Genomic DNA, 11,455 nt, shown 5'->3' with positions numbered 1-11,455 from the left:
TTAGGCTTGCACAAAAAAGCTATTATTATACACCTTTTTAATAAGAAAAACGCCACAACCCATCAACAAATCTCACTTTTAAGCAAATTATCTAAAAAACTGACCGCAACACGCCTTAAATTTTTTACCGCTGCCACACAAACAAGGCTGCTTATTGGTAGGTATAGGCACGGTTGGATCAAGAAAATACCACGCACCATCTATCTGCACAAAGGTAGATAACTCATCATGAGTTTGCTTACCTTGTCCATTATCAAAATAAGCATAAAAATGCACTTGGGCATGGCGTTTACCAACTTTAGGGGCATGGCTGATGATATCAAGACCCAACCAATTCATCTCATTTGCCCACTCCAATAACACCGCCCTGTCTAGCAAGCCCTGCTGATTGGGGGCGGTCGTCTTGATGATATAGTCCACATTTTTTAGATACAATGCTGCATACCGAGATTGCATGAGCTGCTTGGCATCATCAGCAGGTCTGCCGTCATGCAAGGGCTTACAGCACTCATCATACAGCCCACCACCACAAGGACAGTTCATAGACAAATTTTCTCCAAAAGCAACTGCTGTGCGTCATGGATACACTCTGCATGATGTACCTGATTCCACTCGCCACGCCCATCAAGCTCCCACGCCTGCACATTATCATTGAGATAATTGATTAGCCCATCTTCATAAATGCGTTTAAACAACTTAGCGTTCAAGATAGGAAATGCCACCTCCACACGGTGTAGCAGGTTTCTATCCATCAAATCAGCACTTGCACAAAACAGGCGTTCTTGACCATCACCATCCTTATCATTACCAAAATAATACACTCGGGTATGCTCCAAGAACCTTCCGACCACCGAACGCACCCTAATGTTCTCAGACAAGCCTTTCACTTGGGGACGCAAGCAACAAATAGACCGTACAATCAAATCAATCTCAACACCAGCAGCACTCGCCTCATAGAGTTTATTGATGATTTGGCGTTCTGTGATGGCGTTGCATTTCATAATAATGCGTCCTTTTTTGTCATTTTTAGCATGATGAATCTCATCATCTATCATTTGCATCAGTCCATCATGCAGGGCAAAAGGTGCCTGCAAAATCTGATGCGAAGGCATTGGTCTGCCCATGCCTGTCAGCTGAATAAATACGCCATGCACATCTTCACAAATCTGCTTATTGGCGGTAAACAACCCATAATCAGTATAAGCCTTTGCATTGCCTGCATGATAGTTACCTGTGCCTAGATGAGCGTAACGGCGGATTTTATCTCCCTCACGACGCACAATCAGCATGAGCTTAGCGTGAGTCTTATAGCCAACCACGCCATATACTACCACCGCCCCTGCATCGGTAAGCATATTGGCAACAGCAATGTTACTCGCTTCATCAAAACGGGCTCTTAACTCAATAACAGCTGTAACCTCTTTGCCATTGCGGGCAGCAGCGGCTAAGGCTTGAACAATCTCCGAGTTTGTACCCGAACGATAAATCGTCTGCTTGATAGCAAGTACATTTGGATCGTTTGCTGCTTGCCAAAGCAGATTGACCACCGGAACGAACGATTCAAATGGGTGATGCACCAACACATCTTGTTTTTTGATGGTACTAAACATTGATGTATCATCTTTGGCAACTCGCACCGCCTCCATGCCACGAAATGCCTTAGGAACGGTGTGTACGAACGGTGTGAACTTAAGTTCAGGTTTATCAAAACTTGTCAGCATACGAGTTAAATTTACAGGTCCATTAACTCGATATAATTGATTTTCTTCTAGCTCAAACTCTTGAAGCAAGAATTCATAAATCTCTTTAGGGCAATTGGTTGTCACCTCCAGACGCACTTTATGCCCAAAACGGCGGTTATCTAGTTCGCCTTCTAGTGCCTTCGCCAAGTCTTCAACATCATCAGACAACGCCAAATCAGCATTTCTAGTTAAGCGGAACTGATGACACCCAGTTACTTTCATGCCCAAAAAAAGCTCGCCCACATGTTCATGAATCACGGCAGACAGCATGATGTGATGATCTTTACCACCTGTTAATTCATCTGGCAGACGAATCACACGAGGCAATGAGCGAGGAGCAGGCACGATGGCACGGTTAATATCACGACCAAAGGCATCTTTGCCCTCTAGACTGACAATGAAGTTTAAAGACTTATTAACCACTCTGGGGAATGGGTGTGCAGGGTCAATACTAATTGGGGTTAGTACTGGCAGTACTTGATTGAAAAAATATTCTCGCATCCATGCTTTTTGAGCATCTGTCAGCTCATGACGCTTAAGGTAGCGAATATCAGACTTAGCAAGCTCTGGAAGGATGTCTTCATTTAAGATACGATATTGCTCATCAACTGCACGATGAGCCACCTGACTAATCTCCGCCAAAAGCTCAGATGGCTTGCGACCATCTAAACTGCTTGACTTATCTCCATTATTCATCTTTTGTAGCAGTCCTGCCACACGAATCTCAAAAAACTCATCCATGTTTGATGAAAAAATCGTCAAAAACAACATTCGTTCAAGTAATGGGTGGCGAGGGTTCACCGCCTGAGCCAACACCCTCAACTGAAATCTTAGGGTGGATAAATCACGATTAATATAGCATTCAGGAGCAAACCCACCCACCTCATTGACAAGAGATTGAATCTCGGTAAGCTGTGCAGGCGGGGGAGTCATACCCAATACACTTTGCATTGCTTGCTGTTCGATGCTGTATTCAGCAGATGATGCTTTTGTTTTCATGTTCTATCTTTCACTTTGTTGATCTTAGTGTTTTTATCTGATATGCCAATCTTCATTGACCCATTACAACAATATGATCTTGACTGTATATTGATACGCCCAATTGTGTCATTTTAGGCTAATTAGGCAGTATTGCCGAGTTCATGCGAGCTAGTATGATTCGCTGTTTGCTACGCAGTCGTTTGGCATTGTTGTTTTTTTGAAAGTATTTTGGATTAGGAAGCATACTAATCAGTAGTGCCGCCTGCTCACGACTCAGCTGTTTGGCAGATTTACCATAATAATGCCGTGCCGCCGCTTCAATGCCATAGATGCCATCACCAAACTCCACCACATTCAAATACACCTCCAAAATTCGCCTTTTATCCCAGATACCCTCCATCATCACCACAATGATGGCCTCTTCCGCCTTTCTGATGTATGACCGATGCGATGTCAAAAACAGATTTTTGGCAAGTTGCTGACTGATGGTTGAACCACCGATTGAAATCGCCCCTCGTGCTTCGTTCGTCTTGATGGCTCGTTCGATACTCTCAAAGTCAAAACCATGATGTTGGCTAAATCTAGCATCTTCGCTGACGATGGCTGCCTGCTTAACAGACTTAGCGATATTGTCATAATCCACCCAAGTTTGCTGAACACTGCCCCCACCCACACGGTGTGCCATCATAAATGCCGATTCTGTAACAGGCATGAATTTACCTGCACCCAGTAAAACTGCCACCATAGCATGAAAGCCAAGAAAAATAGCAAGAACCAATACAAACGCCCAACGAATGATTTTCTTTAACACCTTATCAGCCTTTTTAAGTTATAATGACAGCTGTGATTTTTACCCACACCATCGTTATTTTACACCATTTTTGACTTTTTTCTGTATGAATTCTTTATGAATAATGACAATTTTATCAAGCAATTAAACCACCTTGCACACAACCGATTTGCCCTAAACAGTGTCAACATCAATGAATATCAACAATTTCGTCAACAGCTACTAGCTCTCTTTGATATTACCAATGTAGATGCCACATGGTATTTACTTGGCACAGACGGCTGTCATCTGTGCGATGATACCCATCGCCTATATCATTATGCCAATCAAGTTAGGGCATTACCGACCTTACAGGTGCTTGACTTAGCAAACATAACCAACCCAAATCATAAAGCATTTGAAGTGTTAGGCATGATGATTCCCATACTGATGACACCCACACGCCTTTTATGCTACCCTTTTGGAGTGATGGACATCGCAAGCCTACCCATACCATAAGCAATAACAACCCAAACCAACAGCCAACATTCAATCAATAAACAACCTTTTTCTCAAAAAAAATCATCAATCACTGCCCATTTAAGATTTAAAGACAACCACCAAAACCTAGATTTTCCTAAAACTTTTACAAAAACACCCCCGTTCACCAATTTTATTGATGACTTGGGTGTCAATTAACATATATCGTTAGCAAAAAAAACTTAGAAATTTTCATACAAAATATTTATTTTTAATCAAAAAGTAAGTACAATAGCAACCGATTGACAACAATCTTACCTTTTCTTTTTTTTACTACAAATAATAAAAATTACACAGTCATCTTTTTATATCAGCCCTTTGTTATCGCTTATTTAGTACTAACAATACCTTTAAGCCTAAAGCTTGTATTTAGAGTGCTGTAATTTTTATGTTTTTTTTGGTTACATGGAGTGTTTGATATGTATACCTTTTTGGCAATGCTGCCAATCATCATTGTTTTTGTACTGCTGGTTGTCTTGCGACTACCCGCCAAGATAGCTATGGCGGTCGCTTATTTGGCAACAGCAACCTTATCTTTTTTTGTGTGGCAAACCAGTGGCAACCAAGTTGCTGCTGCCACCATTCATGGTGTTTTAACCGCAGCCAATGTACTATTTATCGTATTTTCGGCGATTTTGTTGCTCAACACCATCAAAGAGAGCCAAGCCATTGTCGCCATTCGTCAAGGCTTTATGGGTATCTCTCCTGATCGCCGTGTGCAGATGATTATCGTTGCTTGGTTGTTTGGCTCACTCATCGAAGGCTCAACTGGTTGGGGTACGCCATCAGCCGTTGGTGCACCCCTACTACTGGCACTCGGTTTTCCTGCGATGGCGTGCGTGATGGCCATTCTCATCATTCAGTCCACGCCTGTGTCTTATGGTGCAGTCGGAACACCCATTCTAATCGGTGTTAATTCAGGTCTTGAAAATAAAGAAGATGTCGGTACTGCCATCGCTGAAAAAGGCATTGCCTTTGGCGACTATATTGTACAAATCGGTGCAAATGTCGGCTTTATCCACTCTGTTGTTGGCTTCTTAATTCCGCTCATTTTGTGCTGTTTCTTGACCAAATTCTTTGGTGAAAAGCGTTCTTTCCGCCAAGGTTTTGAGGCGGCACCGTTTGCTATTTTTGCCGGTCTTGCCTTTACCATTCCTTATTTCTTGACCGCCAAATTCATCGGTCCTGAACTGCCATCATTAGTTGGTGCTATCGTTGGTATGGCGATTGTCATTCCTGCGGCAAAAGCAGGCTTTTTAACCCCAAAAAACACCTTTGACTTTGGCACTCATGAACAATGGGACGAAGAATGGAAAGGGTCGCTTGCCGCCACTAATATTGATGTCAATGAAAAAGCCAAATACTCTGTGTTGCGTGCTTTCATGCCATACCTACTTGTTATTGGCATCTTGATAGCCACACGCACCATCAAACCACTAAAAGCATGGTTGAACGAAAACCTTGTAATCACTTTTAGTAATATTCTAGACACTTCCATCACCAACAAAACTCAGCTTCTATATTCACCAGGCACAACACTGCTACTTGTCTCCATCTTATGTATTTTCATCTTTGGCATGAAAGGCGATATGGTGAAAAAAAGTTGGGGTGCGTCATTTAAGACGATGTTAGCAGCCGCTCCTGCCTTGCTCTTTTCCATTCCAATGGTACAAGTATTCATCAACTCTGGCACGTCTGCCGATGTTGCTCAGCCGATACTTGCCATGCCAAGAGTGTTGGCAATCGGTGCAGCTGATGTATTTTCTGGAATGTGGCCAATCGTGTCGCCTTGGATTGGAGCACTTGGTGCGTTCATTGCAGGTTCGAACACTGTTTCAAACATGATGTTCTCTCACTTCCAGTGGAGTACTGCCGCCCAAATTGACCTAAACGCCATTGAAGCTGCCAAAGTCGTTGCTCTGCAAGCTGTTGGCGGTGCTGCTGGTAATATGATTAGCGTACACAATGTTGTTGCCGCCTGTGCGGTTGTGGGCATGGTAAACCGTGAAGGCTTTATTATTCGCAAAACACTCATTGCAATGACTTATTATGTCATCCAAGCAGGTCTTGTGGGTATGGCATTCATCTTTAACCCCATTTGGTGGATTGGAGCGGTTATCTGGCCTGTGGTGTTCTTTGGCACCATGAGCCTAACAGATAAGAAAAAGACCGCTTAAGACTTGCCTTTTGTTGTATTATTTTAAAAAAGCATCCATTTGTTAAACGGGTGCTTTTTTGGTTAATAAGTTAATGAAAAACACAATTTTTCATGTCTTATTGAACACTTTTTATAATAGTAGCTTATTTATCTATATGTTAATAATGAAAAATGGTGTAAAATAAATGGTATTTGATTATTTTTGTATTCACGATTTTTAACAACTCTTTAAGGGTATAATTATGGCTGATTTAAGCAAAATTACCGAAATTGAAGACCTACGCCGTATTGCTGAGCGTAAAGTCCCTCGTATGTTTTATGACTATGTAGACTCTGGTTCATGGACACAAACCACCTATCGCAATAACGAAACCGACTTCGACCGTATCAAACTACGCCAGCGTGTGCTAGTGGATATGGAAGGTCGTTCACTTGCCACAAAGATGATTGGACAAGATGTACATATGCCTGTAGCAATCGCTCCAACAGGATTTACAGGCATGATGTGGGCAGATGGCGAGATTCATGCCGCTCGTGCTGCTGAGAAGTTCGGCATTCCTTTTTCACTCTCCACCATGAGTATCTGTTCAATTGAAGATGTGGCAGAAAATACCAATAAGCCGTTTTGGTTTCAGCTGTATGTCATGCGTGATAAAAAGTTCATGGAAAACCTTATTCGCCGTGCTAAAGAAGCCAAATGCTCTGCGCTTATTCTAACGGCAGACTTACAGGTTCTAGGTCAACGCCATAAAGACATCAAAAATGGCTTGTCCGCCCCACCCAAGCCAACCCTAAAAAACATTCTTAACCTAATGACTAAGCCTGAATGGTGCTTTAATATGCTAGGTACCAAACGCCATACCTTCCGTAACATTGTAGGTCATGCTGAAGGTGTAGGCGACCTATCTAGCCTGTCATCATGGACAGCCGAGCAGTTTGACCCTAGTCTAAACTGGGATGATGTCGCTCGCATCAAAGAGCTATGGGGTGGTCCACTCATCATCAAGGGCATTATGGAACCAGAAGATGCCATCTTGGCAACTAAGTCAGGAGCAGACGCAATGGTCATCTCCAACCACGGTGGTCGTCAGCTAGACGGTGCACCTAGCTCCATCTCTACCCTAGCCGACTGCGTACAAGCAGTACAAGCCGAGAACAGTGCTTGTGAAGTATGGCTAGATAGTGGTATCCGCTCAGGTCAAGATGTACTAAAAGCCATCGCATTGGGAGCAAAAGGCACAATGATTGGTCGTTCATTCTTGTATGGTTTGGGGGCATATGGCGAAGATGGTGTTCGCCGAGCTCTGGAAATCATCTATAAAGAATGCGACATCACAATGGCGTTCTGTGGTCATACCAACATCAACACCGTGAATGAAGGCATCTTTGTCAAGGGTACTTATGAGAACTTAAAAGCCTCCAACCCTCACATCACACCAATTCGCTGGTAACCCAACCAATAAAAAAGACCTTATTAATATAAGGTCTTTTTTATTGCCATCAATTACACAACAAACTACCAAACGGATATCATGGTGGCTTTTAAATGAATGGCAGTTCACCAATCACCACCCAATAAAACAGCCCTTCAATTAAGGGCTGTTTTATGACTAAGGTTTTGCAGATTTCGTAAGCATACCAAAACCTTGCCATCATCTATCCAAGATACTACGATTGACAGTAACTTTCGTATTGTCTTTTAGATAATGCAAATAGTCAGACCACTGGTCATCACCAATATTATCACGAATTATCATCGCTGCCTGCATACGCTCCACTGCCGAAATCTGTTCTACGGCTTGGTTGCTAACAGGCCCACCAATGATGACACTTGCACCCTGCTCAGTCTGCACTGACCAAATGTCATTTTTACCCGATTTATGAATAAATAAACTGGCTCGTTCTTGGATACTAAGATTGGGGCTTTGGCGAGTAGCGATACCAAAATTTGCCCCAGATGTCATCAGTGACTGAACACCAGAGACTTTAGCCTGCTCCGCCAATTTACTGGCAGCTGCCAATGCCAGTTCGGTCGCTGCTTTTTTGTGAAGCAACTCTTTAATCTGTGGAGTTGCTTCTGGCAATGTTAAAGGTCTGGCCTCTTGGTGATTGGTTGATTGCACCCAGACAGTCTTGGTATCACCCAAAGTGATATTTGCACTCACTGCTTGATCTTGAATATTAAAATCATCAAATGCGGTATCAATCACCACAGGCTGTGATAATTCGGTGGTATTATTATTTTTTGGATAAGATTTAATAGATTTGGCAGGCAATGAAACTGTAGCAGCGATATCACTGATGCCCATGGCATCATTTGCCATGTTGTTAATCTTGGTGATCAACTCATGATAAGCTGCTTCACGCTTTTGCTTTAGTGCCATCTGCAAAAGCTCATCACGCACACCATCAACTGTGATACTGCCCGCTTTAACCACCTTAAAAATCTGGTAACCAAAACTCGTCTGTACAGGTTGACTCACCCCACCGACTTTTAGCCCCGCTAAAGCAACATTAACCTTGCCAGCATCATTACCAAATACCGAAGGGTTGTATTTACCGATATAGCCACCTGACTCACCACTTGGATCATCAGAATATTGCTTAGCAAGCACCTCAAATGACTCACCCTTATCAAGTTTTGCCCTAATCTCGTTAGCTTTAGCTTTGGCATCTGAACCTGATAGTAGAATTTGTGATAGTTCACGACCATCACTCAAGCCATTTTTTTGTAGATAATTTGCAAATTGAGACACAATCTCCTCTTCGGTCGGTGCATCAACTTTTAACTCATCCATCGTCAGCTCAATATAGGTCAAATCCACCGATTCTGGGCGTATCAAAGACTCTTTATGTTCATTAAAGTATGCTTCGATTTGAGATTGAGAAACGCTTACTTGGTCGGCATAATCCTGCCAAGCAAAACGATGCACCCAAACCTCACGAGCCTCAAGTTGCAAATCAAGCAGGCGACCCACTTGAGAAGTAGGATAAATCGCCGTACCTAATATGCTTGCGGTTAGTTGTCTTATGCTAAGCTGCGTGCGAAATCTAGCGAACAACTCATCTTTGGTCAATCCGCTATAATCTAAAAATTGAGCGAATAACTCATTAGAAAATCTACCATCTTGCCAAAAGCTCTCATCTTGGGCTATCATCTGGCTGATGACCTCATCGGACACCGACATACCAAGCACTTGTGTTTGGTTTTGGAGTAAAACACGATTAATGAGATCATCTAGCACCTCATCTGCCATTGCACGCTCGTTAATCATGCTTGCGTCATTGTTTTGTAAAAGCTGTTGGCGGTAGTTATTTAGCTCCGATTGATACACGCTCACATCAATAGTGCTATCGCCTGCCTTTACCAACTCATTTGTCCCAATGTGCGTCCCGCCATTTATGCCCTGCACGCCTAGAAACACCATTGGTAGCATGATTAGACCCATCGTGATGCGACCAGGCCAGCCGTGTAGAAAATCACGCAATTTATCCATAAAATTTCACTTACCGATTAAATTTTGATTAAAAAACTAAAACCTTACTATAATACGCTAAATCACAAAAATACTCAAAATGTTTTGCAAAATTTTGCCAAATATTCACAATACTCACCAATACCTGCACAAAAAACACCCTTTGCTGAACAAAGGGTGTTTTGATTGGCCAAGCCAATCGTCTAGCTAAGCAAGGTAAATTAGTTCACTGCGTCTTTTAGACCCTTGCCTGCTTTAAATCCTGGTACTTTGCTGGCAGCAATTTGTAATGATTCGCCAGTTTTTGGGTTGCGTCCAGTGCGAGCGGCACGCTCTTTCACACTAAAAGTACCAAAACCAACCAACACCACATCATCACCACGCTCAAGAGCACCTTGTACGCTTGCAGTAAAAGCATTTAGTGCTTTAGTGGCTTGATCTTTAGTTAGACCTGCTTCACTTGCGATCGCATCTACCAATTCTGACTTATTCATATCAAGTTCCTCATGTGTTGAGTTAATAAAAATGATTCAATCACAGCGCCTAAAAATACTTCAAGCCTGTTAATTGTCATGCTCTTAGTATAGGGCGATTGTTGATGTGTGCATTGTATGACTATCAACAAGCATTTACAAGTAGATAAATGCAAAATTTCTCAAAATTTTACAAAATTGTGAGAAATTTTGCAAAAAATCACTCAAAATACCCACAAGTTATAGTCAATATACGCACATTTCGTTGTTTGTTAGCACAAACATTACTTACCATTTATAACAATACTTGGCTCAATATGCAAGATAATTTACATAATTTTATGTAACACAGTCAAAATTTTACCCAAAACAACCTTAAATTCAACACAAGCCCACAAGATTGTGCGTTTTTTAGTATTGATTTTGTGTTTTTAATGATTTTAGGATACAATCACATCAATTAGGTCCATAGACGAAGTGCATCAATCACACCAATCATCAATAGGGTTAAATCGCATTCGTCAGCACCACAATCTTAATTTTTAAATTAACTTAGGATAGATTTATGGCAGAAATCAATCATTCGCAACGCATCACCCCCAGTCAACAAAAAAATACAGGTACTATCTCGCATGGCTTACTTAATGTTTTACTTGTATTTTTAGAATCCGCTATCACACTCATGCTAAGACTAAACCCAAAATTACGCCAACTCACATATCCACTAGCACAAGAAGAAGTGTTGGTATCAATACGCACCTACCTTCCCCATGTGCAGATATACGCTTCTTTTAGCCATCATGGTGTACTATTGGACAGCGAACTGCCCGCCCATAAAGAATCGGCGAACATTACTGTTAATGCCTACAGCTTTCAGCTTGCCCATATTCTGACCAATCACAGCATTCACACTGTAGATAAGCTACAAATTCGTGGCGATGCCATTCAAGTGGCTCAATTCAAAGAATTTTTAGTACAACTTGGTATCGGTGGCGTCATTGATCATTTGCTTCGGAAAACCAAAAAGGCAGAAAAGCCAGCGCCTGAGCAAAAAGCTGAACAACTAGATGAATTAAAAAACAAAATCACCGAACAATCCCAAAAAATCAATGAGCTAACTACCCAAAATGCCAGACTCAGCACTCAACTGGGCGAAGCCAAAACCAAACAAAAAAGTACCTTTACAGGCTTTATTGTCGCAAGTTTAATTGCCATAGTCGCCCTAATTTCTCACTTTTTTGTATGATTTTATGCCATCGTTTCATTCATCATCCATGAGTTATGTTGCGTTGCGTTTGTCATCGGGCAAGTTTCGA

Annotated in this window: 9 protein-coding genes; 4 read left to right on the top strand and 5 right to left on the bottom strand. The window is 42.0% G+C overall.

The features are described 5' to 3' along the window. Positions 1-87 precede the first annotated feature (87 nt). The 3 genes from ACERC6_RS07520 to mtgA form a co-directional block, all read right to left on the bottom strand. On the bottom strand, positions 88-543 hold the full coding sequence (locus ACERC6_RS07520; protein ID WP_373628412.1) for a YchJ family protein: 456 nt from the start codon (positions 541-543) through the stop codon (positions 88-90). Beyond that, a complete protein-coding gene (ppk1, locus tag ACERC6_RS07515; protein ID WP_373628445.1) occupies positions 540-2,675 on the bottom strand; it encodes a polyphosphate kinase 1 in 2,136 nt (711 codons plus the stop codon). The genes ACERC6_RS07520 and ppk1 overlap by 4 nt, the downstream gene beginning before the upstream one ends. Positions 2,676-2,859: 184 nt before the next feature. Further along, positions 2,860-3,534 carry a monofunctional biosynthetic peptidoglycan transglycosylase gene (gene mtgA / locus ACERC6_RS07510; protein ID WP_284672997.1) on the bottom strand — a complete coding sequence of 225 codons (675 nt, stop codon included), beginning with the start codon at positions 3,532-3,534 and terminating at the stop codon, positions 2,860-2,862. A gap of 96 nt (positions 3,535-3,630) precedes the next feature. Between mtgA and ACERC6_RS07505 the strand changes: the two genes are divergently transcribed. From ACERC6_RS07505 to ACERC6_RS07495, 3 genes are all read left to right on the top strand, one after another. Beyond that, entirely contained in the window at positions 3,631-4,011 is a 381-nt protein-coding gene (locus ACERC6_RS07505; protein WP_284672998.1) for a hypothetical protein, read from the top strand. A gap of 440 nt (positions 4,012-4,451) precedes the next feature. Beyond that, positions 4,452-6,209 (top strand): L-lactate permease, encoded by a 1,758-nt coding sequence (locus tag ACERC6_RS07500; RefSeq protein WP_373628411.1) that lies wholly within the window; start codon positions 4,452-4,454, stop codon positions 6,207-6,209. A 223-nt stretch (positions 6,210-6,432) separates the two neighbouring features. Further along, a complete protein-coding gene (locus ACERC6_RS07495; protein ID WP_373628410.1) occupies positions 6,433-7,641 on the top strand; it encodes an L-lactate dehydrogenase in 1,209 nt (402 codons plus the stop codon). 201 nt (positions 7,642-7,842) lie between these two features. On the opposite strand, the gene ACERC6_RS07490 is transcribed toward ACERC6_RS07495, so the two are convergent. Both ACERC6_RS07490 and ACERC6_RS07485 read right to left on the bottom strand, forming a co-directional pair. Further along, positions 7,843-9,687 (bottom strand): SurA N-terminal domain-containing protein, encoded by a 1,845-nt coding sequence (locus tag ACERC6_RS07490; RefSeq protein ID WP_373628409.1) that lies wholly within the window; start codon positions 9,685-9,687, stop codon positions 7,843-7,845. A 200-nt stretch (positions 9,688-9,887) separates the two neighbouring features. Beyond that, complete coding sequence (locus ACERC6_RS07485; protein WP_373628408.1) at positions 9,888-10,160, bottom strand: HU family DNA-binding protein; 273 nt, start codon at positions 10,158-10,160, stop codon at positions 9,888-9,890. A gap of 544 nt (positions 10,161-10,704) precedes the next feature. Here ACERC6_RS07485 and ACERC6_RS07480 point away from each other — a divergent pair. Next, positions 10,705-11,385, top strand: coding sequence for a hypothetical protein (locus tag ACERC6_RS07480; protein ID WP_373628407.1), 681 nt, complete (start codon positions 10,705-10,707; stop codon positions 11,383-11,385). Positions 11,386-11,455 lie beyond the last annotated feature (70 nt).

Origin of the sequence: Moraxella sp. E33BD (genome assembly GCF_041807865.1) — a bacterium.
GTDB lineage: Bacteria > Pseudomonadota > Gammaproteobacteria > Pseudomonadales > Moraxellaceae > Moraxella > Moraxella haemolytica.
This window is presented reverse-complemented; position numbering and strand designations above follow the sequence as displayed.

Bases quoted from the DNA above. Each gene is read 5' to 3' on its own strand.
- ACERC6_RS07520 (WP_373628412.1), bottom strand. From the start codon at position 543: ATGAACTGTCCTTGTGGTGGTGGGCTGTATGATGAGTGCTGTAAGCCC.
- ppk1 (WP_373628445.1), bottom strand. From the start codon at position 2,675: ATGACTCCCCCGCCTGCACAGCTTACCGAGATTCAATCTCTTGTCAAT.
- ACERC6_RS07505 (WP_284672998.1), top strand. From the start codon at position 3,631: ATGAATAATGACAATTTTATCAAGCAATTAAACCACCTTGCACACAAC.
- ACERC6_RS07500 (WP_373628411.1), top strand. From the start codon at position 4,452: ATGTATACCTTTTTGGCAATGCTGCCAATCATCATTGTTTTTGTACTG.
- ACERC6_RS07495 (WP_373628410.1), top strand. From the start codon at position 6,433: ATGGCTGATTTAAGCAAAATTACCGAAATTGAAGACCTACGCCGTATT.
- ACERC6_RS07490 (WP_373628409.1), bottom strand. From the start codon at position 9,687: ATGGATAAATTGCGTGATTTTCTACACGGCTGGCCTGGTCGCATCACG.
- ACERC6_RS07485 (WP_373628408.1), bottom strand. From the start codon at position 10,160: ATGAATAAGTCAGAATTGGTAGATGCGATCGCAAGTGAAGCAGGTCTA.
- ACERC6_RS07480 (WP_373628407.1), top strand. From the start codon at position 10,705: ATGGCAGAAATCAATCATTCGCAACGCATCACCCCCAGTCAACAAAAA.